The following is a 23128-nucleotide window of genomic DNA, read 5'->3' as shown; positions in this document are numbered from 1 at the left end:
CAGTAACATGCCGGTAAGCGCGTGAATGAAGACAGCCGGTGAGCTTAGTTGATTTCGTCTTTGCGAAAGCAACCAAACTCACCGGCTGTTTTATGTCTGTGGTTCTTAACGTTTGCGTACTACACGCTGTTCATCCCACACTGGTTCAGCAGACTCATACACATTTCCGTCTGAGCCAAAGACCAAGAATCGATCAAAGCCGCGGGCAAACCAGCGGTCGTGCGTGACAGCAAGAACGGTTCCTTCAAAAGCGTTAATGGCCCGTTCCAAAGCTTCACCCGAATGCAGGTCGAGGTTATCGGTTGGCTCATCAAGAAGCAGCAGTGTGGCACCAGAAAGTTGCAATAACAAGATCTGGAATCGAGCCTGCTGGCCACCGGAGAGAGACTCAAATTTCTGTTCCGATTGACCGGCCAACCCGTACCCGTCCAACGCGCCGGATGCGGCTTCGCGTGCCATGCCTGAGCGGTGTTCGTCGCCTCGGTGCAAGATTTCCAGAAGGGTCCTACCAAAAAGATCTGGTCGCGTGTGCGTCTGGGCAAAGTACCCCGGGCGGATTCGAGCCCCGAGCTTGACCGTACCTTCATGCTGAACCTCGGCAATCACCACATCTGAGACGGGAAGATGCTCACGTTCTGGATCACTGCCACCGGTGGCTAGTAAGCGCAGGAAATGGGACTTACCTGATCCGTTGGAACCTAGAACGCCGACTCGGTCACCGAACCAAATTTCTGTTGAGAAAGCCTTCATTAGACCGGAGAGTTCAAGCTTTTCGGCTACTACGGCACGTTTTGCGGTTCGCCCGCCCTTCAGGCGCATCTGCACGTTTTGTTCCAGGGGGATTGCCTGTGGAGGGCCAGCTTCTAGGAACTTCTCCAAACGAGTGGTTGCCGCATGGTAGCGGTTGGCCATGTCCGAGCGGAAGGCGGCTTTGGTCTTATACATATTGACCAGTTCCTTGAGCTTGGCATGCTCTTCATCCCAGCGTTTGCGTAGTTCCTCAAACCGCTCGTTGCGCTCTTGGCGTGCCTGAATGTAGCTGCCGAAGGCACCGCCATGAATCCAAGCGGTAGCTCCGCCATGGCCTGGCTCAAGTGTGACGATACGGGTGGCAGCGTTATTCAGTAGCTCGCGGTCGTGGCTAATAAAAAGTACCGTCTTTGGCGAGTTGAGCATCTTCTCTTCAAGCCAGCGTTTACCCGGAACATCAAGATAGTTATCTGGCTCGTCCAGCAGAAGCAGTTCGTCGTTACCTTCAAAGAGCGCTTCGAGAACCAAACGCTTTTGCTCGCCGCCCGAAAGTGTGCGGGCGAGCCTACTGGAAGCGGCATCAAATTCCACACCAAGGGCTGCCATGCAGACCTTGTCCCATGTGGTTTCTAGCTCGTAACCACCGGCGTCGCCCCATTCAATAATGGCTTCGGCGTAACGCATGTGGACTTTTTCGTCCTCGCTGGTGAGCATCAGCGTTTCATATTTTGCGACTTTCTGTGCGGCCTGAGCAAGTGCTGGAGCGGCGGTGGAAAGCAACAATTCTTTGACGGTTGTTTCATCCCGGACTTGGCCAACAAACTGGCGCATGATGCCCAGCGTTCCGGTGCGGTTGATGGTTCCTTCTTCGGCTTTGAGGTCACCGGCAATGATCTTAAATAAGGTCGTCTTGCCGGTACCGTTGGGGCCAATCAGTGCGGTCTTGGTGCCAGCTGAGACCTTGAAGGTGACGCCGCCCAGCAATTGGGTGCCGTCGGAGAGGAAGTATTGGATGTCAGTAACGTCGATATGAGCCACCAAGCCATCCTATCCGAGCGGTTGCACCCATTAGTGCTCAGGGTCGCGGACTACTTGTAGAATCCTTCGCCGGTTGCGACGCCGAGCTTGCCGTGATCGATGTATTCGCTTTTGAGTAGAGCGGCGAATTTCTTGCTGGTCTCGTCGCCGTTGCTGGAGATGTGATAGGCGGTGTTTAGCCCGACGATGTCATAGATTTCAAACGGTCCATAGGGTGCACCGGTTCCTAGCTTCCAGGTGGTGTCGATGGTGGCAGCGTCAGCCACTTCGTTGACTAACAGGTGGCTCGCCGATTCCAAGAATGGAACAAGCATCGAGTTGAGGACGTAGCCTGGCTGCTCCTTCAGAACTCGAATGGCTACCAAGCCGGTGCGTTCGGCAAAATCTACGACTGCCTCGTAGGCTTCCTTGCTTGTCTGGGCGGTGCCCATGACTTCACCGGTGTTGTTCTTCCAGATGTTGTTCGCATAATGCAGTGCCAAGAATTGTTCTGGTCGTCCGGTGAAGGGGGCGATGTCGGACGGCAATAGTGTGGAGGAATTGGTAACAAAGATCGTCTCCGGGCGTGCGGCTTCCGCGAGCTTGCTGTAGGTCTGTTCTTTGACTGCCAAGCTTTCTGGTACCGCCTCTATGACTAGATCTGCGTGCTTCACTGCTTCGTCTAGATCGGTGGTCAGTTTGATTGAGTCACGGGCGGCTTGGGCCTTGTGCTGATCGCCAAAGAAGTTGGCATATTCCAGGACCAGTGCGTCCAGACGTCCTGCGGCAACGCGAAGTGCCTCCTCGTTGATGTCGAAGCCGACAGTTGGCAGTCCGTGGTAGGCGGTCTGGAAAAGGATCTGTGAGCCGAGGACGCCGGTTCCTAGGACGGTGGTATTGGTTAGTTGCATGATGGATCTCCTTGAAAATTGAACTTTCAATCAAAGTTTGCGCTTTTAGTTGAAAGAATGCAACTAAATGTGAGGAGCGGAACCATTCGACTTGAACAGTCTGGTTTACCGTTGCTTTTCGTTCACCAGCATTTGGTTCTGTACTGAGAATCTTGGGAGGAAAAGTCTGGAAATACTCAAGGGAGAAACGCGTGTCTCGCGCTGCAACAAAGAGTTTTGGATTGATGGCAGCAGTTTTACTGGCATCGGCCATCGCACCACCGGTAATGGCGGACAACGCCGAGTACTTCGAACGGGTCGCTACCTATCCTGTTTATCAAAACCATCCTGATGGAGCCCAAGCGACAACGGCAGCGGAAATTTCGACGGTCTCTTCCGACGGAAACACACTGATCTACTCAGATGCACTTTCTGGCAGCATCGGCTTCCTTGATATTAGAGACCCCTCCAGCCCTCGAGGACTTGGCCTGCTCGGTTTGCATGAATTAGGAAGCGCCGAAGACGAGCCCACGAGTGTTGCCGCCTACGGTCAATACGTGCTTGTGGTCGTCAATAGCTCCGCTAGCTATGGTGATCCCTCTGGACGAGTAGACGTAGTTCGAATTTCTGACCGCAAATTGGTACACAGTATCAAACTGTCCGGCCAACCTGACTCCATAGCAATTTCTAAAGATGGAGCTTATGCAGGCATTGCCATTGAGAATGAACGCGATGAGGAATTAGGCGAGGGCGGTCTACCGCAAGCGCCAGCCGGGGCAGTTGCCATCATTGACTTCAAAGATAAAAACCCTGAGTCGTGGCGGCTTCGAGAGGTTCCCCTCACCTCCGGAACACGCTCCGATCCTAAGCCCCTGCCACTACTGGCCAAGGCAGGGCTGGATACTCCAGAAGATCCGGAGCCAGAATACGTCAGTATCAACACCAAAAATCAGTTGGCGGTAACCCTCCAAGAAAATAACGGAGTTGTGCTCATCGACTTGCGCACAGCAAAACTCAAGCGGGCATTTAGCACCGGCACCGTTGATCTTGAAGGCATCGACACAAAGGACGATGGGCAACTGGATGTCAACGGATCACTGGACGCCGTGCCTCGTGAACCTGATGCGATTGCATGGCTTCAAGACCGATATCTAGCCACCGCCAATGAAGGCGATTGGAAGGGTGGAAGCCGAGGTTTCACGATCTTTGATTCACGCACCGGGAAAATCGTCTGGGACGCCGGTAATTCGCTAGAACAACTCGCGCTGTCTCAAGGTCTGTTCCCAGAAGGCCGGGCTGATAAAAAAGGTACCGAGCCTGAGGGTCTGGCCATCGCTAACTACAACGGGGTGGACTACGGCTTTGTAGCAACAGAGCGAGCTAACTTCGTGGCCGTTTATGACTTGTCTGATCCAAAATCGCCGCGTTATGTGCAGACGCTACCTACTACCAATGGCCCCGAAGGTCTCTTGCCAATCCCAGGACGAAATTTGTTGGCCGTGGCCTCCGAAACGGATGAAGATCAAGTCCGCTCGGCAGTGAGCCTGTATTCCTTTGGCGCGGATCAGCCACAATTCCCGCAGCTGGAATCAAATACAAAATCGTTGGTTCCATTCGGCGCCTTGAGCGGTCTGAGCTCTGATCCAAAAGATCCAAATAAGCTCTATGCGGTCAGTGACAACGCCTACGCGTCTCGGATCTACTCCATCACCACAGGCAATCCCGCCACTGTCGATAGCTCGATTCCCGTGACCGGTGCAAGTACCGACTTAGACCTCGAAGGAATAGCAGCGCGTGAAGAAGGTGGGTTCTGGGCCGCAAACGAGGGATCGACGGGCAAGAACAACACGCTGGTGAAGATTGACCAAACCGGTAAGGTGCAGCAGGAAGTTGCGCTGCCCTCAGAGGTTGTGGGCTCCTTGCAGAAACAGGGCCTTGAAGGTGTGAGCGTTCGTGGCACCGGTAAGGACGAAGAAGTTGTATTCACCCTTCAGCGACAAGTTCCAGGTGAATCATTTGTGCGTATCGGCACGTACAAACCCAGCACGGGAGATTTCAGCTGGTTTGGATACAAACTGGATCCCGCGGTTGAGGGAACGTGGAATGGCCTCTCGGAAATTACCGCGTTACCTGATGGGTCTTATGCTGTCATCGAACGCGATAACCAGCCAGGACCTGCGGCCAAGCACAAAGCGATCTACCAGTTCGAGGGGCCGCTGGCCCAGCAGGGTGACTCAGGCGATTCGGTACCAATGGTGCACAAGAAACTCGCTGTTGACGTATTGCCGGTACTTGAACAATCTCACGGGTGGACCCAAGAAAAGCTGGAGGGACTGGCGGTAGCCGGTGACCAGGTTTACGTAGCGACCGACAATGATGCCGTGGATGAGGCTACCGGCGAAATAGTCTTTGCCAAGCTTGGGGCAGTAGCGAACGTATTTGATCTGCAGGATTCGCCATTACCTGATGCAGCGAGCCAAGGACCGATCTCTGAGAAACCTGGCCACGCAGAACTGGTGCCACTGGCCCAGGCGCAGCCACGAGTAAAGGAAGTCAGAACTGGCGCCGATAGCTTGTGGCTGATTCCTGTGAGTCTGGTGGTTGCGGTTCTAGGAGCTGCAGCTGCAGTCAAATCAGCACGAGAGCGCCGAACGAAATAGCTGTCAGCTCCAGGTTCTGGGCATGAATTAGGGCGTGGCATCCATGGATGCCACGCCCTAAAAAATAAGCTTATTTCTTCTTCTGAACCTGGGAAACGACCACAGCAGCAACGGCTGCGATTACCAAGGAAATAAGAAGGAACTTGCCGCCCTTATTGGACTTCTCCTTCGGAGCCAAGTTCTTCTGAGCCGACTGTACGGCGCTCTGAACCGAAGTTCGAGCACGCTTAGCAGCCTTGGAGTTACCACCGACGTTGTCGATCAAGTTGGAGCCAGCCTTGCTGATTGCTTCAACATTGACACCGGAAACAGCCTCATTCCAGCCGCCACGGATTTCCTTTGGCAGTTCTTCTTTGGCAGCCTTGGCGAGTTTCGCCAATGACTTCTCAACTTCTTTAAAGCTCTTAGCAGTCTTCGACATGTTTTCCTCTCTGGTGGACCTTTAGGTCTCATTCACTAGCCTAGCCAGCTAGCCGTTAGCTCTCAAGCGCACGGCGTTGCGCTCAGTGCGAACCGAGGATTTTTCGGATGCGTGTGCGTAGCGCACTGAGCAGACAAATGAGCATCAGTATGGCGGCAACCAGGCTGGCGGTGGCAAATAACGGCGAGGAATCTCGGCCCGTGTACCGATCGATAATGATCCAGACCAAAACCCATAGTGCTCCGGCGTTGAGGTAAATCCCGATGGGATTTTTGAAACTAATAGCGCATAAGAACAGTGCGAGTAGAACGAGCACCAAAGCCGTGGCGCCTTTGAACATCAGAGAATTCGGGTCGCCGTGATGGATGGCGACGAAGGCGATGGTTTGAGCCAGGATAATGAGCGCCAACCAACCGGCAAATAAGCCGAAACACGCTCTGGTTAACCAGCGATCAATCTGGTGGACCAAGAAGCTGCGATCGATCATGATGGCGATTCGAATAAGAATTGCTAGCAGGACGTAACCGCAAATCAGGCTCAGGCCAATCATTTCCTGCTTCAGGCACAGCACCCACAAGGCGTTAAAGAGCACTACAGCAAGAACCCAGAGTCGCATACGTCGATGTAGCTCAAGGCGCCACCGCGCGATACCTTGCCAGATGGCATAGAGGCCCAAGGCCGCCATGAGCCCGAGCCACGGAAGCAGTCCAGGCAAGGGAACAGAACTGACAAAAGCGTCCCGTTCCAGCCAGCTACCGGCCACGTCAACCAGGTTAGACGCCGCGAGTACTGCCCATAAGGCCCAGCTCAAACCAAGGAGCATGAGTGCGCTGTAGGCGCCGGATACCAACCTTATTTCCACAGTTTTGAATTTATCACGGTTGACGTGTGCAAACTGCAAGCCACGGTTAGAGTTGAGATATGACTGATCTTTGGGTTCGACAGGCAATTTCTCAGCTCAACGCCGACGCCAATCGCAGCGCTGACACACACCTGTTGGGGTTTGAGCTTCCGGCGCACTGGGGGATTGAGCTGTACCTCAAAGACGAGTCGGTGCACCCCACCGGTTCGCTCAAACACCGACTAGCCCGTTCACTGCTGCTCTACGGACTAGTTAATGGACGAATCAAGGAAGGTACCACCTTGGTGGAGGCTTCCAGCGGATCAACCGCGGTATCAGAAGCCTACTTCTCGCGCATGCTCGGACTGGAATTCATCGCGGTGGTAACCGCCTCCACGAGCACCGAGAAGATTAAGCTCATCGAGTTTTACGGCGGTCGATGCCACCTTGTTGACGGTGCTGGGCAATTAGATGTTGCAGCCCGCGAGTTGGCAGCCCAGTCTGGTGGCTACTATCTTGACCAGTTTACCTACGCTGAGCGGGCCACCGATTGGCGAGGGAATAACAACATTGCTGAATCGGTCTATGCCCAGATGTCTGCCGAACCGCACCCAATCCCAAGCTGGATTGTCGTAGGCGCCGGAACCGGCGGAACCAGTGCAACCTTTGGCCGCTACGCTCGTTATAAGCAGCACGACACCCGCATCTGTGTTGCGGACCCAGAAGGCTCCGCATTTTATGAAGGCTGGAAAACCGGAAACCCCGATTACGTCTCCGGTACGGGTTCAAGAATTGAAGGTATCGGGCGACCGACGGTTGAGCCTTCTTTTATGCCCGGCGTGATCGACCATATGATGCAGGTCCCGGACGCAGCCTCCTTGGCAGCCATGCACTTGCTGCGTGCCAAGACTAGGTACTTTGCTGGCGGTTCCACCGGCACCAACCTTTACGCCGCGTTTAAGACCATCTCGCAGATGCTAAAAAACGGTGAGCAGGGCAGTGTGGTGACCCTGCTCTGCGACTCCGGCGAGCGCTACACAAACACCTATTACAACCAGCAGTGGCTTGATGATCAAGGCTTGAACCTTGCCCCGTACACCGAAGCGATGGAGCAGTTCCTCGCCACAGGTACGTTCGAGCACTAGTTTTTGCTTTTTAGCTTTTTGCTTTAGCCAGCTGGTGGTGTGGGCATCAAACCCTGGGTGCGTTTACGCTGGTGCACCGAGAAGTAGGCCAAGCCAGCTGACCCAGCGATAAATTCTCGTTGTGATCGAGCGGGCAGATAAATGATGTCGCCGAGAGTTAACTCGATTCGCGAGTCCTCGGTGACCAAGGTGCCCGAGCCGGCAAAAATGTGGAGCAGCACATCGAGCGCCGGGCCTTGATGTGCCCCGATGCTCTGGTCTGGCGCCAAGGAGATGACGTTGGCATCAAGGTATCGTTCTTCTGGTTCCAGCTTCCAAATCGCCCCGTTTTTCACCCCAGCAGGTAGTTGGTTGGTGTTGGCCATGCGGCGCGGTTGAGTCATTAGCTTGCCTCTTGCTCCTGTATTGGTGCACTTGTTGGTGCACTGCCTTATTAGTTCAGCCTAGCTAAGTGCTGGCCTGTCATGGCTTTGGTGCACGCTGAACATTAAGAAGTGTCAGCAGATGTGTTCTGCGGCACTAGTTGTTGTGCTCAGCGGAACCATGTCAACTGGTGCGTAGCCATGGCACAAGGTAGATGGGCGCGGTACTGTGAGCAGTAGACCCGCAAAAAAATGTGTGCAGGAGGAATGTTTTGCCTAATGTAGCCGACCACCTGATTGAACAGCTTGATGCCCAAGGGGTTCGCCGTATTTACGGTATCCCGGGGGACTCGCTAAATGGACTCACCGATGCACTACGCGAGAACGGTCGAATGGAGTGGGTTCACCATCGACATGAGGAAGCCGCCGCCTTTGCCGCCGCAGCTGAAGCAGAAATTACCGGCGAGCTGGCCGTCTGCGTTGGCTCCTGTGGACCTGGCAACCTTCACCTGATCAACGGCCTGTACGACGCTAATCGTTCGCGAGTTCCGGTGTTGGCCATCGCCGCACAGATCCCCACCGAGGAAATTGGCTCCAACTACTTCCAGGAAACCAACCCGGTGGAAGTTTTCCGTGGGTGCTCCGTTTATGCTGAGCAGGTTTCTGATCCAAAGCAAATGCCACGCATGCTTCGCATCGCCATCCGTGAGGCCATCGAAAAGCGTGGCGTCGCCGTATTGGTGATTGCCGGAGACGTTGCCCTCTCGGAAATGGAGCGCACTGCAACTCAGCTCATCGCTAAGACCAACCCTCGTGTTCTGCCCAATGAGCAGGAGCTCGAGCGTGCCGCAGAGATCCTTGAGGGTTCGCGTAAGGTGACCATCCTTGCTGGCGCCGGCGTTGCTGGTGCCCATGACGAGGTCGTGGCCCTAGCCGATAAGCTCGCCGCCCCGATTGTCCACGCCATGCGCGGTAAGGAACATATCGAGTACGACAACCCCTTCGACGTGGGCATGACCGGCCTGCTGGGCTTCGCCTCCGGCGCTAAGGCCATCGCCGAGTGTGATGTGCTGTTGATGCTGGGCACAGACTTCCCGTACCAACAGTTCTACCCACAAAACGCCACGATCATCCAAGTGGACATCCGCGGCGAACAGATTGGGCGACGCACCAAGGTTGACGTGCCATTGGTGGGTACGGTCAAAGACACTGCCGCTGCGCTGAGCGCACTATTGCCGGTGCAAACGCATCGTAAGCACTTGGAGCACGCCCTAGAGCATTACCGTAAGACGCGCACCAAGCTTGACGAGCTCGCTGAGCCTTCGAAGCCTGGCTCGGCGATTCACCCGCAGTACCTTGCACGACTTATTGATCAAGCGGCCGATGAGGACGCGGTCTTCACCGCCGATGTTGGCTCCCCGGTGATTTGGGCTGCCCGCTACCTAACCATGACCGGCAAGCGTCGGGTGCTCGGGTCCTTTAACCACGGTTCGATGGCTAACGCGCTGATGCAGGCTCTGGGTGCCCAGGCGGTGGATCGTAGCCGCCAGGTGATTGCCTTTGCTGGCGACGGTGGGCTAGCCATGATGCTGGGCGAACTGCTGACCGCAACGCAGAATAAGTTGCCGGTCAAGGTAGTGGTCTTCAACAACTCGTCCTTGAACTTTGTTGAGCTGGAAATGAAGGCCGCCGGCTTTGTCACCTATGCCACCGATCTGCAGAATCCTGACTTTGGTGCAGTGGCCACCGCGGCCGGACTCAAGGGCTACCGGGTGGAGGACTCGGCTCAGCTGGAGTCCACAGTCAAGGAATTCTTGGCTCACGATGGCCCTGCAGTACTTGATGTGATCACGGATCGCCAGGAAATGTCGATGCCACCAAATGTGAAGCTCGAGCAGGCTAAGGGCTTTGCGCTCTATGCCATCCGTACGGTCCTGTCGGGTCGTGGAGATGAGTTGCTGGATCTGGCCAAGACCAACTGGCGTCAAGTGTTCTAAGGATTTATGCATATGCTTGTTGCTGGCGCCTTTGGCGCCAGCAACATTTTTGTGAGAGCTAGAAAGTAGGCGTCTTGACTTCGCAACCTGCTGCCGCGCACGCGGCTACCACCGAAGACTTCGTTAATAACCTTGCGGCGCTGAACCAGCGCATTGCTGCGGCCACCAGTGCTGCAGGCCGTGAAGCGGACTCTGTGCGATTGTTGCCGGTCACCAAGACCATCGATGTTGATCGGTTGTCGCTGGCCATCGCGGCCGGGGTCAGTACCTTGGGGGAGAACAAGGTTCAAGAAGCTCAGGGGAAGCACGAAATTTTCCGCGAGCAGTTCCCTCACCTGCGCTACGCCATCATTGGCCCGTTGCAAACCAACAAGGCAAAATTTGTGGCCCAGTTTGCTGATGAGTTCCACGCATTGGATTCGTTGAAGCTGGCTGAAACCCTACAGCGTCGTCTAGAACTAGAGGACCGCACCCTTGAGGTGTTCATCCAGGTAAATACCTCGGGTGAGGAAAGTAAGTCGGGAATTTCTGCCTCAGCTGCTGCAGAGTTACTTGATGGTCTGTCGTCGTTGGATCGGCTTAATCCGGTAGGGCTGATGACTATGGCCGCCCACACCACTGATGAACAACAGATTCGCGCGAGCTTCTCCCTGTTGCGTCAAACCCTAGAGTCCTTGCAGCCGGATGCGCCGGCGGGCTTTAAACACCTGTCTATGGGCATGAGTGGCGACTACGAACTGGCTATTGCCGAAGGTGCCACCGTGGTGCGGGTGGGCCAGGGAATCTTTGGCGCTCGCAACTACGCCTAACACGGTGAGCAACTAGCGACTAGCGGCCGGTGACGGATCCATAGGAGGGCAGCGAGCTAATTTGGCTTGCTGCCCTTTCCTCTGCCCCGTGCTCGCCGGTTGAGGTTCTCCGGTTGTGCACAGCGCGTGGGCTAGAAGCTGAAGTGTCGGCATTTGGAGCCACACTATATGTAGTGGGGCGAGGGCACACGGCGGACTAGATGTAGCAATGAGAACACGCCGAGAAACTTGTCACAGAATAATTTTTAACCCACATGCTGTGGCGACGAAGCTGTGGAAAAAGTTTGACAGACCCCGAAAAATCGCGGTTTAAACGGGGTCGAATATCCACAGTTCCTGTGGACGTAGCGGGGGAAGAATGACATACTTGTAATACATCATCTTGTGGCTGCTTGACCGACTAAACACAACATGTAGTATTGAACTCGTTGGTGCGGCTCGCACCAGTAGCACCTCAAAGACCCTGTTTTTGAGGCATCCGAGAGGACAGCTGGGAATTTCCATCAGCAGATGGAATCCGGCCAACATCAAGAATTTTCTAAAGGGGATCAGGGACATGGCCATCACCGTTTACACGAAGCCTTCCTGCGTTCAGTGCAACGCTACTTACCGCGCGTTGGATAAGAAGGGCGTCGAGTACAACAAGGTCGACATCTCGCAAGATGCCACTGCGTTGGAGCACGTCCGTGGCTTGGGCTACATGCAGGCACCTGTCGTCGTTACCGACGATGATCACTGGTCGGGCTTCCGTCCAGACAAGATCGATCTGCTGGCTCCAGCTAACTAAGCACCAGCCCAATCCGCTCACTTTGTAGTGGAGGCAAAAAAGATGTCACCCACAGCACTTGCCGACAAGCAAAACGCTGAGGCCCACGAATCAGTTAACCTCACCAAATCGCAGTTGATTTATTTCTCTTCGGTTTCGGAGAACACCAAGAGGTTCGTGGACAAACTAGAGATGAATGCGGCTCGGATCCCGGTCTTTGCCACCGAGCCGCCGCTCATTTCCGCCGCACCGTACGTATTGCTCATCCCCACCTATGGGGGAGAGCGAGGCAAACACTCCATCGTTCCGCAAATCATGAAATTCCTGCGGTATGACGAAAATCGAGTAAATCTTCGTGGAGTGATCGGTGCGGGGAACACAAACTTCGGCGAGTACTACTGCATCGCGGCTAAGCGAATTGCTCAGAAATGCAACGTACCCGTACTTTATACATTCGAACTTATGGGGACGTCGGAAGACGTTCTCAAAGTCAAAGAAGGGCTTGAAACCTTTTGGACACCAGCGTCGCCGAATTGGCAGGAACGATGACGAGCTCAAAGGAGCTCCCAGCCCAGTTCCAGGGCTTGAGCTACAACGACCTGAACGCCATGCTGAACCTTTACGGTCCAGATGGAAAGATCCAGTTTGAAGTAGATCGCTACGCAGCCCGTCAGTACTTCTTGGATCACGTGAACAACAACACCGTGTTCTTCCATGATCTTGACGAGAAGCTGGCTTACCTCGTAAAGCACGAGTACTACGAGCGCGAGACTCTTGATCAGTACTCGATGAACTACATTCGTGATCTGTTTAAGCACGCCTTCGACAAGAAGTTCCGTTTCGAAACTTTCTTGGGCGCCTTCAAGTTCTACACCTCTTACACGCTGAAGACTTTTGACGGCAAGCGTTACCTAGAGCGTTACGAAGACCGCGTATGCATGGTTGCACTGCACCTTGCTCGTGGCGATGAAAAGTTGGCAACCCAGCTCGTTGACGAGATCATTGACGGTCGTTTCCAGCCTGCAACTCCAACCTTCCTCAACGCTGGTAAGGCTCAGCGTGGCGAACTAGTTTCCTGCTTCTTGCTTCGTATTGAAGACAACATGGAATCCATCGCCCGTGCGGTCAACTCCTCGCTGCAGCTTTCCAAGCGCGGTGGCGGTGTTGCACTATCACTGACCAACCTGCGTGAGCACGGTGCACCGATCAAGCAGATTGAGAACCAGTCCTCGGGCGTCATCCCAGTGATGAAGCTTCTTGAAGATTCCTTCTCCTACGCCAACCAGCTTGGCGCACGTCAGGGTGCTGGCGCGGTCTACTTGAACGCACACCACCCAGACATCTACCGGTTCTTGGACACCAAGCGTGAAAATGCTGATGAGAAGATCCGTATCAAGACCCTGTCTTTGGGCGTTGTCATCCCAGACATCACCTTCGAACTTGCTCGCAAGAACGAAGACATGTACCTGTTCAGCCCTTACGATGTAGAGCGCGTTTACGGCGTACCGTTCAGCGAAATCTCGGTTACTGAAAAGTACTACGAGATGGTTGATGACTCGCGTATCAAGAAGGCGAAGATCAGCGCTCGTGACTTCTTCCAGACTCTGGCAGAGATCCAGTTCGAGTCCGGTTACCCGTACATCATGTTCGAAGACACCGTGAACAAGGCAAACCCAATTGCCGGCCGTATCACCATGTCGAACCTCTGCTCGGAAATCTTGCAGGTTTCGTCAGCCTCTGAATTCGGCGATGACTTGAGCTACTCAAAGGTTGGCAAGGATATTTCTTGCAACCTTGGTTCCATGAACATTGCCAAGGCTATGGACGGCAAGAACCTGGCAGCTTCTGTAGACATCGCGATCCGCGCACTGAGCGCCGTGTCGGATATGTCCTACATCGGTTCGGTTCCTTCGATTGCAGACGGCAACAAGAAGTCGCACGCCATCGGCCTAGGCCAGATGAACCTGCACGGCTTCCTCGCTCGCGAGCACATCTACTACGGTTCTGAAGAAGGCATCGACTTCACCAACATCTACTTCTACACGATTCTGTTCCACGCATTGACTGCGTCGAACAAGATCGCCATGGAGCGCGGTGAAACTTTCGATAACTTCGAGAACTCAAAGTACGCGTCGGGAGAATTCTTCGACAAGTACACCGACCAGCAGTGGGTTCCAGCAACCGAGCGCGTACGCGAGCTCTTTGCCGACATCCACATTCCTACCCAGGAAGACTGGAACGCTCTGAAGGCGTCGGTTATGGAGCACGGTATCTACAACCAGAACCTGCAGGCTGTTCCACCAACCGGTTCGATCTCGTACATCAACAACTCGACTTCCTCGATCCACCCGGTCGCAGCGAAGATCGAGATCCGCAAGGAAGGTAAGATCGGCCGCGTTTACTACCCGGCTCCTTACATGAACAACGAGAACATCGACTTCTACGAAGATGCTTACGAGATCGGCTACGAGAAGATCATTGACACCTACGCTGCTGCTACCCAGCACGTGGATCAGGGCTTGTCGTTGACTCTGTTCTTCAAGGACACCGTAACTACTCGTGACATCAACAAGGCACAGATCTACGCATGGCGTAAGGGCATTAAGAGCCTTTACTACATCCGCCTGCGCCAGATGGCCTTGGAAGGTACCGAAGTTGAAGGTTGCGTTTCCTGCGCACTGTAATGCCTGAGATTAGTAGCCACTCAATAGGGCGCTAATATCACAAAGCAGCTGCCGTTTGGTCCGAACCAACGGCAGCTGCTTTGTATAAAAACACACGTCAGATCACATGAGATCTGACGCTAGATTTAAGTTTTGCTGACTCTGTACAGTTTGAAAGAACGGTAGAGTTGGTAGCAAAGTTCGTTACACGATTTAGCTTTTCGATGAGGGGCAATGACCGAGAAGATTCAGCTGACCAATAAGGTTGAAGCGATCAACTGGAACCGTATCCAGGATGACAAAGACGTTGAGGTTTGGAACCGTCTCGTCAACAACTTCTGGCTTCCTGAGAAGGTGCCGCTGTCCAACGACATCCAGTCGTGGGCTACCTTGACCGAAGACGAAAAGCTGCTGACCATGCGTGTATTCACCGGTCTAACCCTGCTGGATACCATTCAGGGAACCGTCGGTGCAGTGTCGTTGATTCCAGATGCAATCACCCCTCATGAAGAGGCCGTGTACACCAACATCGCGTTCATGGAATCGGTGCACGCAAAGAGCTACTCCTCGATCTTCTCGACCTTGGCATCCACCAAGGAAATTGATGAGGCTTTCCGTTGGTCCACTGAGAACGTGAACCTGCAGAAGAAAGCTCAGATCATCGAAGGCTACTACCACGGTGAAGATCCACTGAAGCGAAAGATCGCTTCGACTCTGCTCGAGTCGTTCCTGTTCTACTCCGGCTTCTACCTGCCAATGCACTGGTCCTCGCACGCAAAGCTGACCAACACCGCTGACTTGATCCGCTTGATCATTCGCGATGAAGCCGTCCACGGCTACTACATCGGCTACAAGTTCCAGAAGGGCTTGGAAGGCGCTAGCGAAGAACGCAAGCAGGAGCTGAAGGACTACACCTTCGAGCTCATGTACGAGCTGTACGAAAACGAAGTTCAGTACACTCACGATCTTTATGATCCAGTTGGTTTGGCTGAAGATGTTAAGAAGTTCCTGCACTACAACGCTAACAAGGCGCTGATGAACTTGGGCTACGAAGCGATGTTCCCATCGACCGTAACCGACGTATCCCCAGCAATTCTGGCCGCGTTGAGCCCGAATGCTGATGAGAACCACGACTTCTTCTCCGGATCGGGTTCCTCCTACGTCATTGGTAAGGCAGTCAACACCGAAGATGAGGACTGGGACTTCTAGTCCGTCAACTTCGAGTCGCCTGAAAAGGTATAAATGAGCCAGGGCCTGCAGATTACTGCAGGTCCTGGCTCGTTTCTATCGTCTCCAAATTCATTGCTACGTCGGTGAACACAAGACGTGAACTTTCCTGAATCGAGAAACTAGCAAGTCCTGGTGATCAGCTTTACAAGCACTATTCATGTGCGAGCATTGGTGACAAGCTGGAACTGGCAGATCATTCCCGAAGGGAAACGACGATGGAGTTCGACACTAGATGTGTAATTGCCGGGGGAGGCCCTGCCGGCATGGTGGCAGGTCTCTTGCTGGCCCGCTGTGGTGTGCCAGTGACCGTACTGGAGAAGCACGCAGATTTTCTCCGAGATTTTCGCGGTGACACAATCCATCCATCAACGCTGCAGTTGCTAGATGAGCTTGGCTTGATGAGCGAATTTGAAAAGATCGATTTCAGCAAGGTTAGCGGTGCACAGTTCCCTACCCGCGACGGCAAGGTAACTACCGTGCTGAACCTAGCGGCGATCAATCATCCCTATCCATATATAGCGATGGCGCCACAGTGGGACTTCTTGAATCTGTTAGCTCGTGCCGGGGAAGCCGAGCCGAACTTTGATCTGCGGATGAACTGCGAAGTCCTTGACGTCTTGAGTGTGGGCGACAGGATTGTCGGTGTTCGATATTCAGGACCAGACGGGGTCAAGGAGATCAGAGCCCTGTTAACGATCGCAGCAGACGGGCGTTGGTCGAGGATTCGGGATTCCGCAGGGATTGTGATGAAAGACTTTGCAGTTCCGATTGATGTCTGGTGGTTCAAGGTACCAGGCCAATTGGATCGCCCGAATGTTTTGTCCCCAGCATTCGCTCGAGATAAGTCGTTCGTCATGATTCCCAGAACTGACTATGTGCAGATGGCGATGTTGCTGCCTAAAGGCATGGATTCCGAGCTTCGAGCCCAAGGAGTTCAGGCGTGGCGCAGTTCAATCATTGAAGCCGCTCCAGAACTTGCCACCGGTGTTGGCGATCTGAGCTTGGATGATGCGAAACTTTTAAACGTCAAGCTTAATCGTGCCCGACGGTGGTGGCGCTCCGGATTATTGTGCATCGGAGATTCGGCGCATGCGATGAGCCCGGTTGGTGGAGTTGGCGTCAACCTTGCGGTTCAAGACGCGGTGGCGACCGTCAGAATTCTGGCTGAACCCTTACGGAAATGGACGATCTCCGACAGAGACGTTCAAAGAGTTCAGAAGCGACGCATTCTCCCAACGATTATTGTGCAATCAGTGCAACGCATCATGCATCGTGGGCTGCGGCGGATCATGCGGAGCAACGAAGAAGTCACTTTACCGCTGCCGGTAGCTGTGTTGCTTCGACATTTTCCCAAGCTGGCTTCAGTACCTGCCCGTTTGCTTGGTGTTGGTGTTATTCAGGAGCACTCACCATTGGCAGCGCGACGAACAAAATGAGTTGAACTTCCGGGTTAAACACATCGAAGGTGCAGTTCCAACCCTTGCGGGGGAACTACACCTTCGAAGGAAGTCTCTTAGCGAGCCTGGATGTTGGTAGCCTGTGGGCCCTTTGGACCAGCTTCCAGGGTGTACTCAACGGTCTGGCCCTCTTCGAGGCTACGGAAACCGAAGCTCTGGATAGCGCTGTAGTGTGCGAAAACGTCAGCAGATCCATCAGAAGGAGCGATGAAGCCGAAGCCCTTTTCAGCGTTGAACCATTTCACGGTGCCAGTGGCCATAGTGTTATTTCCTTATTTATTGATTGGCCACGATGTGGCCTGGTTGCCGATTCGAAGTTCCGAACCGGAAAATTTTGGGTTACCTCGAGCAGAGCTGCCGAGAACGATTCGCCTGCCGTCGATACGGACTATCGAATACTGATTTTGCCGGTATCGGCCAAAACGGGAGTCGCTGCACTAGCTTAAACATCGTCGGAATCCAGGCTGCTAACGGGTAATGACCCCACGCTAGCGGAGTAGAACAAGGAATCCACAGAGATGTGACGTTGAAAGTCGTCGATATGTTTTATCTGCAGTGAAGAAGAGAAGATGAAGAATTCGTTTCGGTAGGAGTTCAATCAATCCGAAGATCGGTGAACCGATTTGTAATGCACAGACGATTTGTTGGCCGTGCTACAAATCCTACTGCTAACGTCTGTCGGCGGGTGAGTCACACCTGCAGGCGTCGAGGTAACAACTAAAGCGTACCATTGATTCGGCCAACCCGCGAAGTGATTGACACTACGTTGGCGCGTCGTAGCGAAAAAAGCCCGGAATTCTGGCGATTTCGACCATGAATGCTCGTGTTGCGTCCCGCGGTGTTGCACTGTTCTCTCCTGCTGCTGAGGAATGAATCGCAGGGCAGCAGAAGAGTATGAACAGTTTTACAGTGCGGCGGTGAGTAGCTCAGCGTTGATTGCGGCACCGGCCAAAGTTCCAGACGCCGCCGCTGCCATGACCATTGCGCCCAGATTGCTTGCGTTGCCTACAGCGTAGACACCTGGGATCGCGGTGGCCCCGGATTCGTTGACGGCGATAAATGTTCCCAACGGATGTTCGCTCAACTCGCCGCCTAGAGATTTGTAGAGTTCTGCGTTGGCGCGCATTGCACTAGCAACGATCACTGCCTGAGCGTGCAGTTTCTCATTGTTATCTAGGCGTATAGCTTCGAATGTGCCTGACTGATCAAACTCCAGCGCTTGCACACTCTGGTTCACTATCGGAATGGCTAGGGCCTTGAGGATCGACTTTCCTTCTTCGGTGAGCTCGGCAGGTTCGTGGTTGACGAACCTGATGTTGGAACTCAGCTGCTTAAACATCATTGCTTGATGTGCGCTCATTGGGCCGCAGCCAATGACAAGTATCTGTTGGTCGCGGACTTCCCAGCCGTGGCAGTAGGCGCAGTGGATAGCGGAGGTTCCCCATGCACGATCAAGCCCTGAGATCTGCGGAAGCTGATCCTTCAGCCCGGTGGCCAGGATGATACGTTCCGCAGTGAAGTTCCGAGCATCAACCTTGACGCTAAACCCCTCTGTCAGGGTGCCTGATAATGAACTCACGGTTCCCTCGGTGAGATGAACTCCGTAACTCGCTGCTTCCTGCCGACCACGTTTGAGGAGTTCAAGAGGATTGCTGCCTTCTTGGCCTAGAAGGTTGTGGGCATGTAGTGCTGAGGTGTTGCGCGGTTGTCCTTCGTCGATGAGCAGTACTGAGCGCATCGACCGTGCCAACGCAATTGAAGCTGCCAGGCCGGCGCTGCCGCCTCCGATAACGATGACTTCAAAGTGTTCCATGATGGTTCCTCTCGAATGGTGAAGCTGAGATTTTTACCTTATCGACGGTTTGCGTTAGAGGGTGTAGCGTTTTGCGCATGACGCAAGAATTGGAAGTAGACCAGATCATCCGACAGCGCATCCGCACCTTACGGCAAAACCATGGCTGGTCGTTGGAGTCATTGGCGAGTAAGGCCTCGCTCAGCGTTTCAACACTGAGCCGAATCGAAACCGGAAGCCGTCGGATTGCGCTGGACCAGCTGGTGCCGATCGCCAAAGCCCTAAGCACAAGCCTCGATGAACTTGTTGCCACGTCGGAAGCTGAGATCATCATTCGGCCCGAACCGATTTCACTGCCCGGCATTACTCTGTGGAAGCTCTCGACGGATGATGCCGTTAATGGGGTCAACGTTTCTAAGATGCGTATTGATCCTTCTAAAGCGCCGGCGCCTAGCGAATTACGTATCCATCCGGGGAAAGAGTGGTTCACCGTTTTGCTTGGTGAGATTCAGTTAAAGCTGGGGGAGCGGACGTATCACGTGAAGGCGGGTCAGTCGGCGCAATTCGATACGATGACGCCGCATGCCATCTGGGCGAAAGACGGTGTTGCAGAAATTTTGGGCATCTTGGACAGCGCTGGACAGAAAGCTCATCAGCATGACAGTGGCAACTAGTCTGTTGGTTTTAGTCGCTCTTGGATAACCTGAGGGCAGTGCAACATTTTCAAACGCCAGGAGGACAGCGATGACGCATCAGCTCACTGAGGAACTCGAGAAGATTCTCGCTAAAGGTGACTACTATTTCGAGTCTTTGGGGCAGGGGCGCTACCGTTCGTCATTGCACGCGCAAGGAGCCTGGAATGAACACGAGCAGCACATGGCTCCGGCGTCAGGAATCTTGGCTTACGAACTGGAAAACTTTCAGCCTCGTGATGACATGCGCATTGCCCGGCTGAGTTTTGAAATCCACGGATTGATCCATGCAGGTGAATTTGAGATCACCACGCGAATGGTTCGACCGGGACGAACCATCGAGCTGATCGAAGCTGAGATGACAGCCAAGGGCCGAACCAGCATCGTGGCACGGGCATGGAGAGTGATTAAAGGCGATTCGAGCCAGGTCGCTGGTATCGAAGATGCAACAATTCCTGGTCCAGATGAATGCGAAGTACAGCAAGTTAGCCAGCGTTGGCCAGGCGGGTACATTCGTTCGCTCGAAATGCGGGCAGGCAAGGATTGGCGACTTGGCAAGGGAATCGCTTGGTTGCGCACCAAGTACGCACTTGTTGATAGTGCAGATGCTTCAGATATGGCTAGGCTCGTAGGTTTGATCGATACCGCCAACGGTGTCGCCCCACGCGTCGAGCCCAGCGAGGGGACTTGGGTCTACCCAAACTTGGATCTGCAGATTCACATGTACCGACAGCCTGAAGGTTCGTGGCTCGGGTTAGAAGTGCAACAGAGCTTCGGCGCCGACGGAATTGGGCTCACCTCGACGGTACTGCACGATCTCACCGGTCCGTTTGGTCGAGCCGAACAGATTCTGACTGTACGTTCGCGCTAGAAAGCGTTCAGGATGCAGAAAGTTGGGAAAGTAGCTTTTTGAGTTCCGGCTTGGGCATAAGAACAAACTGACGCTCGCGATACTTCTCGCGGTCAGCGCCATGAACACGGAACAATGCGTAACCCCGTTTGAGCAGGAAGGTCACTGGCTTTCGCCGCTGGGCGACGTCGCGGACAAAGCGACGAATGCCAGTGACTAGCGCGGGCTCATCAACGTAGTATGCCTGTACGTTGATTCCCTTTGCCTTCAGTGGCTCGAGCAGTTCGTAAAGAAAAATTCCTTCAGCGACAATCGGTCCGGCAGCTGACCTGATTTCTCGGTGCCCGTCATAGCTGGAAGTTGAGATCGAATAGTTCGGAACCATGGTGCTGCCGTTTTCCAACAGCTCATCGATCGCTTGTAGCGTGGCTTCCTTATTCCAGGTGCCCGAATGATCCCAGTCGACTTCGCCGTACGCGGTACGCGGGAACGGGACAGGATTGCCATCTTCACTGAGCTGTCGGTAGTACTCGTCGAGCGGCAGATGCGGATTACCGTACTTTGACGCGAGATAGGACTTTCCTGAACCGGAGGGTCCGCCGATCAGGATGACAGGAGTAGAAGAATTTGGCACGCCTATAATTATGGCGCAGATTTCTCAGCTGACTACATTCCTGCGTTGTGACATCAACTCCACTGGTAGCCAATGCCTGAATTAGACTCATTGTTATGAGTTTGTTCAATCCTCAGTCGGATGCTCCGCTAACACTAGAAATCGAAGATCCTAGCGGTGATCCTGCTGCAGATTTGGAACGCGGGGTTCAGTTACTTCGCGAAATTCAATCTGGAGATCGTGGGCCGACCCTGCGGTTGTATCGTCCGGATCCTACGTTGGCTTTTGGCCAGCGCGATGTTCGTTTATCTGGATATGAAGCAGCTCGTCAGGCCGCAGAAGACCGAGGCTTCATGCCTCTGGTGCGCAAGGCTGGCGGCCGTGCTGCTGCCTACCACCGTGGATCATTAATTGTTGATCACCTCGAGCCACAACACGAAGCGGTATTGGGACAGCAAAAACGCTTTGAAGTTTTTGCTGATATTTATGCTAAGGCCCTTGCCCGTTTGGGTGTTGATGCTCGGATCGGCCCCATTCCGGGAGAATACTGCCCGGGGGAGCACTCCGTTCATGGACTACCAACCTCAGCTTCGCCACGAAACTATCCGGTAAAACTCGTGGGGACAGCCCAGCGCGTGGTCGCCGGAGCATGGCTTTTCTCCTCGGTGTTTGTCATTGAGGATTCAGAGCCACTGCGTCAGGTGCTGAACGCTGTCTATCAAGCAATGGAAATCCCGATGGACCCGACGACGGTGGGTGCCGCCAGCGATCTTGTCGCCCCCGCAACTACTGAAGCCTTCATCGCTGCGCTCCTTGAGGAATACCGGGAGCATGTCAGCTTGATCGGCGCATGAGCTAACAACTCTGGGCAACAAAAAATCGGTACCTGAAATTCAAGTACCGATTTTTTATTGGGGTCAACGCTGATACTTGGTGTAACTAATTAGGCGCCGATGCGCTCTACAACTTCTTCGATTCGTGGGTTGGTGGCAGCAGTGCCATCAGGGAAGATCAATGTCGGAACCGTCTGATTGCCGTTGTTGAAGGACTCCACAATCTCAGCGGTACCTTCAACTTCTTCGATGTTTACCTCGGTGTATGCCACACCCTTCTGATCCATCAGACGCTTGAGGTTACGGCAGTATCCGCACCAGCTAGTGGTGAACATGGTGACGCCACCTGCGTCAGGAACGTACTGGTCAAGGTTCAATTCGTTGCTCATACAGGGTATAACCGTGACCCTATTGTGTTTGTTCCCAAAGTGGCCCAGAATTTTCTCTGATTTCCTTGAACTTGATGGTTAGACTGGGAGCAGATTTCCCCCGGGCGGTACGAGGAGCAGAAAATGTGTGGACGGTACGTGATGGCCAAGGCAATCGGTGATTTAGTTGCTGAGGCCGAAGCTGAGGCTGACGAAAACCTTGAACTGCGACAGTCGTGGAACGTAGCCCCAACCACTGATGTGCCGGTAGTGCTAGAGCGTCTGATTGATGATCAGTTGCACAGGCAAATCCATGTTGCTCGGTGGGGACTGGTTCCTGGATGGGCGAAGGAACTGTCCGTAGGCGTTAGAGCTTTTAACGCACGTAGCGAAACTGCGGCCAGCAAGCCGACCTTTAGAGCAGCGGTGAAAAAACGTCGGGCTGCGGTTCCCGTCCAGGGCTATTACGAGTGGAAGAAAGAGGGGAGCAAAAAGCGTCCCTTCTTTGTGCACCGTGAAGATGAGAAGTTGATCTTTTTTGCTGGACTGTATGAGTGGTGGAAGGACGAGGATGACACATGGATCCTCTCCACCTCGATTCTGACTATGGAGTCGCCTTCCGCCGATGAGCCCGGGGTGCTTGGTGAGCTTGCTGGGCTGCATGACCGATTGCCGATTCCGATGGACCATCAAATGATGGCACGGTGGATGAACCCTGCGGAAGCAGACGGTCAAGGGTTAATCGAGGAATTGCGGGCTCAAGCTTTTGACGTCGCATCAACTTGGACCATGCACGAGGTTGATAAGGCGGTTGGTAATGTGCGCAATGATTCTCCGCAACTTATCGAAGCGCACAGCAACGCACTGTTCTAGCCAGCGACGCCAGCGGCTAAGAATGTTTCAAAAAGCACCCTTTAAACATTTCGGCAGCCAACCACTGATGGTTGACTGCCGAAAGTGTCTAATGAGCCT

22 protein-coding genes are annotated in these 23128 nt (G+C 53.9%); 13 read left to right on the top strand and 9 right to left on the bottom strand.

Features of this window, described 5'->3' with window-relative positions; genetic code table 11:
• Positions 1-105: 105 nt before the first annotated feature.
• Entirely contained in the window at positions 106-1788 is a 1683-nt protein-coding gene (locus ACT3RW_RS08865) for an ABC-F family ATP-binding cassette domain-containing protein (RefSeq protein WP_444613508.1), read from the bottom strand.
• Between the two features lie 50 nt (positions 1789-1838).
• Positions 1839-2678 carry a 3-hydroxyacyl-CoA dehydrogenase gene (locus ACT3RW_RS08860; protein ID WP_444613507.1) on the bottom strand — a complete coding sequence of 280 codons (840 nt, stop codon included), beginning with the start codon at positions 2676-2678 and terminating at the stop codon, positions 1839-1841.
• A gap of 191 nt (positions 2679-2869) precedes the next feature.
• Between ACT3RW_RS08860 and ACT3RW_RS08855 the strand changes: the two genes are divergently transcribed.
• Positions 2870-5317 (top strand): esterase-like activity of phytase family protein, encoded by a 2448-nt coding sequence (locus tag ACT3RW_RS08855; protein ID WP_444613506.1) that lies wholly within the window; start codon positions 2870-2872, stop codon positions 5315-5317.
• 70 nt (positions 5318-5387) lie between these two features.
• Here ACT3RW_RS08855 and ACT3RW_RS08850 read toward each other — a convergent pair whose 3' ends face one another.
• Together ACT3RW_RS08850 and ACT3RW_RS08845 are read right to left on the bottom strand one after the other, a co-directional pair.
• A complete protein-coding gene (locus tag ACT3RW_RS08850; RefSeq protein ID WP_131088318.1) occupies positions 5388-5738 on the bottom strand; it encodes a hypothetical protein in 351 nt (116 codons plus the stop codon).
• An 82-nt stretch (positions 5739-5820) separates the two neighbouring features.
• The gene (locus tag ACT3RW_RS08845) at positions 5821-6600 is read right to left on the bottom strand and encodes a hypothetical protein (RefSeq protein ID WP_444613505.1); all 780 of its coding nucleotides are present in this window, start codon (positions 6598-6600) and stop codon (positions 5821-5823) included.
• Positions 6601-6659: 59 nt separating this feature from the next.
• On the opposite strand from ACT3RW_RS08845, the gene ACT3RW_RS08840 reads away from it, so the two are divergent.
• The gene (locus tag ACT3RW_RS08840) at positions 6660-7724 is read left to right on the top strand and encodes a PLP-dependent cysteine synthase family protein (protein WP_444613504.1); all 1065 of its coding nucleotides are present in this window, start codon (positions 6660-6662) and stop codon (positions 7722-7724) included.
• 23 nt (positions 7725-7747) lie between these two features.
• Here the strand turns inward: ACT3RW_RS08840 and ACT3RW_RS08835 are convergent, their stop codons facing one another.
• A complete protein-coding gene (locus ACT3RW_RS08835) occupies positions 7748-8107 on the bottom strand; it encodes a cupin domain-containing protein (protein WP_444613503.1) in 360 nt (119 codons plus the stop codon).
• 251 nt (positions 8108-8358) lie between these two features.
• Here ACT3RW_RS08835 and poxB point away from each other — a divergent pair, with 251 nt between their 5' ends.
• The 7 genes from poxB to ACT3RW_RS08800 all read left to right on the top strand — a co-directional run bounded on the left by poxB (position 8359) and on the right by ACT3RW_RS08800 (position 16987).
• A complete protein-coding gene (poxB, locus tag ACT3RW_RS08830; RefSeq protein ID WP_131088314.1) occupies positions 8359-10083 on the top strand; it encodes a ubiquinone-dependent pyruvate dehydrogenase in 1725 nt (574 codons plus the stop codon).
• Positions 10084-10157: 74 nt separating this feature from the next.
• On the top strand, positions 10158-10892 hold the full coding sequence (locus ACT3RW_RS08825; RefSeq protein ID WP_262197637.1) for a YggS family pyridoxal phosphate-dependent enzyme: 735 nt from the start codon (positions 10158-10160) through the stop codon (positions 10890-10892).
• A gap of 556 nt (positions 10893-11448) precedes the next feature.
• Positions 11449-11679 (top strand): glutaredoxin-like protein NrdH, encoded by a 231-nt coding sequence (nrdH, locus tag ACT3RW_RS08820; RefSeq protein WP_131088312.1) that lies wholly within the window; start codon positions 11449-11451, stop codon positions 11677-11679.
• A 42-nt stretch (positions 11680-11721) separates the two neighbouring features.
• A complete protein-coding gene (gene nrdI, locus ACT3RW_RS08815) occupies positions 11722-12207 on the top strand; it encodes a class Ib ribonucleoside-diphosphate reductase assembly flavoprotein NrdI (protein WP_131089769.1) in 486 nt (161 codons plus the stop codon).
• Positions 12204-14342: a class 1b ribonucleoside-diphosphate reductase subunit alpha gene (gene nrdE, locus ACT3RW_RS08810; protein WP_131088311.1), complete on the top strand. Its 2139-nt coding sequence runs from the start codon at positions 12204-12206 to the stop codon at positions 14340-14342. The genes nrdI and nrdE overlap by 4 nt, the downstream gene beginning before the upstream one ends.
• 213 nt (positions 14343-14555) lie before the next feature.
• Positions 14556-15530 (top strand): class 1b ribonucleoside-diphosphate reductase subunit beta, encoded by a 975-nt coding sequence (gene nrdF / locus ACT3RW_RS08805; RefSeq protein WP_131088310.1) that lies wholly within the window; start codon positions 14556-14558, stop codon positions 15528-15530.
• Positions 15531-15766: 236 nt separating this feature from the next.
• Positions 15767-16987, top strand: a complete 1221-nt coding sequence (locus tag ACT3RW_RS08800; RefSeq protein WP_444613502.1) for an FAD-dependent oxidoreductase — start codon at positions 15767-15769, stop codon at positions 16985-16987.
• A gap of 77 nt (positions 16988-17064) precedes the next feature.
• On the opposite strand, the gene ACT3RW_RS08795 is transcribed toward ACT3RW_RS08800, so the two are convergent.
• Positions 17065-17268: a cold-shock protein gene (locus ACT3RW_RS08795; protein WP_013349123.1), complete on the bottom strand. Its 204-nt coding sequence runs from the start codon at positions 17266-17268 to the stop codon at positions 17065-17067.
• Positions 17269-17912: 644 nt separating this feature from the next.
• Complete coding sequence (locus tag ACT3RW_RS08790) at positions 17913-18821, bottom strand: NAD(P)/FAD-dependent oxidoreductase (RefSeq protein WP_444613501.1); 909 nt, start codon at positions 18819-18821, stop codon at positions 17913-17915.
• Positions 18822-18898: 77 nt separating this feature from the next.
• Between ACT3RW_RS08790 and ACT3RW_RS08785 the strand changes: the two genes are divergently transcribed.
• Positions 18899-19474, top strand: coding sequence for a helix-turn-helix domain-containing protein (locus ACT3RW_RS08785; RefSeq protein ID WP_444613500.1), 576 nt, complete (start codon positions 18899-18901; stop codon positions 19472-19474).
• A 70-nt stretch (positions 19475-19544) separates the two neighbouring features.
• Complete coding sequence (locus ACT3RW_RS08780; protein WP_131088306.1) at positions 19545-20363, top strand: thioesterase family protein; 819 nt, start codon at positions 19545-19547, stop codon at positions 20361-20363.
• 7 nt (positions 20364-20370) lie between these two features.
• On the opposite strand, the gene ACT3RW_RS08775 is transcribed toward ACT3RW_RS08780, so the two are convergent.
• The gene (locus ACT3RW_RS08775; protein ID WP_444613499.1) at positions 20371-20976 is read right to left on the bottom strand and encodes a uridine kinase family protein; all 606 of its coding nucleotides are present in this window, start codon (positions 20974-20976) and stop codon (positions 20371-20373) included.
• 95 nt (positions 20977-21071) lie between these two features.
• Here ACT3RW_RS08775 and ACT3RW_RS08770 point away from each other — a divergent pair, with 95 nt between their 5' ends.
• Entirely contained in the window at positions 21072-21809 is a 738-nt protein-coding gene (locus ACT3RW_RS08770) for a lipoate--protein ligase family protein (protein ID WP_131088304.1), read from the top strand.
• 89 nt (positions 21810-21898) lie between these two features.
• Here ACT3RW_RS08770 and ACT3RW_RS08765 read toward each other — a convergent pair whose 3' ends face one another.
• Entirely contained in the window at positions 21899-22177 is a 279-nt protein-coding gene (locus ACT3RW_RS08765) for a mycoredoxin (RefSeq protein ID WP_131088303.1), read from the bottom strand.
• A 123-nt stretch (positions 22178-22300) separates the two neighbouring features.
• On the opposite strand from ACT3RW_RS08765, the gene ACT3RW_RS08760 reads away from it, so the two are divergent.
• Positions 22301-23029, top strand: a complete 729-nt coding sequence (locus tag ACT3RW_RS08760; RefSeq protein WP_131088302.1) for an SOS response-associated peptidase — start codon at positions 22301-22303, stop codon at positions 23027-23029.
• The last annotated feature ends 99 nt before the right edge of the window (positions 23030-23128 follow it).

Source organism: Glutamicibacter sp. AOP5-A2-18, assembly GCF_052446055.1.
Taxonomy (GTDB): domain Bacteria; phylum Actinomycetota; class Actinomycetes; order Actinomycetales; family Micrococcaceae; genus Glutamicibacter.
Note: the sequence above shows the minus strand (reverse complement) of the source record. Positions and strands in the feature narration are given on the sequence as shown.

Bases quoted from the DNA above. Each gene is read 5' to 3' on its own strand.
- ACT3RW_RS08860 (WP_444613507.1), bottom strand. From the start codon at position 2,678: ATGCAACTAACCAATACCACCGTCCTAGGAACCGGCGTCCTCGGCTCA.
- ACT3RW_RS08850 (WP_131088318.1), bottom strand. From the start codon at position 5,738: ATGTCGAAGACTGCTAAGAGCTTTAAAGAAGTTGAGAAGTCATTGGCG.
- ACT3RW_RS08840 (WP_444613504.1), top strand. From the start codon at position 6,660: ATGACTGATCTTTGGGTTCGACAGGCAATTTCTCAGCTCAACGCCGAC.
- ACT3RW_RS08835 (WP_444613503.1), bottom strand. From the start codon at position 8,107: ATGACTCAACCGCGCCGCATGGCCAACACCAACCAACTACCTGCTGGG.
- nrdH (WP_131088312.1), top strand. From the start codon at position 11,449: ATGGCCATCACCGTTTACACGAAGCCTTCCTGCGTTCAGTGCAACGCT.
- nrdI (WP_131089769.1), top strand. From the start codon at position 11,722: ATGTCACCCACAGCACTTGCCGACAAGCAAAACGCTGAGGCCCACGAA.
- nrdE (WP_131088311.1), top strand. From the start codon at position 12,204: ATGACGAGCTCAAAGGAGCTCCCAGCCCAGTTCCAGGGCTTGAGCTAC.
- nrdF (WP_131088310.1), top strand. From the start codon at position 14,556: ATGACCGAGAAGATTCAGCTGACCAATAAGGTTGAAGCGATCAACTGG.
- ACT3RW_RS08800 (WP_444613502.1), top strand. From the start codon at position 15,767: ATGGAGTTCGACACTAGATGTGTAATTGCCGGGGGAGGCCCTGCCGGC.
- ACT3RW_RS08795 (WP_013349123.1), bottom strand. From the start codon at position 17,268: ATGGCCACTGGCACCGTGAAATGGTTCAACGCTGAAAAGGGCTTCGGC.
- ACT3RW_RS08790 (WP_444613501.1), bottom strand. From the start codon at position 18,821: ATGGAACACTTTGAAGTCATCGTTATCGGAGGCGGCAGCGCCGGCCTG.
- ACT3RW_RS08785 (WP_444613500.1), top strand. From the start codon at position 18,899: ATGACGCAAGAATTGGAAGTAGACCAGATCATCCGACAGCGCATCCGC.
- ACT3RW_RS08780 (WP_131088306.1), top strand. From the start codon at position 19,545: ATGACGCATCAGCTCACTGAGGAACTCGAGAAGATTCTCGCTAAAGGT.
- ACT3RW_RS08770 (WP_131088304.1), top strand. From the start codon at position 21,072: ATGAGTTTGTTCAATCCTCAGTCGGATGCTCCGCTAACACTAGAAATC.
- ACT3RW_RS08765 (WP_131088303.1), bottom strand. From the start codon at position 22,177: ATGAGCAACGAATTGAACCTTGACCAGTACGTTCCTGACGCAGGTGGC.
- ACT3RW_RS08760 (WP_131088302.1), top strand. From the start codon at position 22,301: ATGTGTGGACGGTACGTGATGGCCAAGGCAATCGGTGATTTAGTTGCT.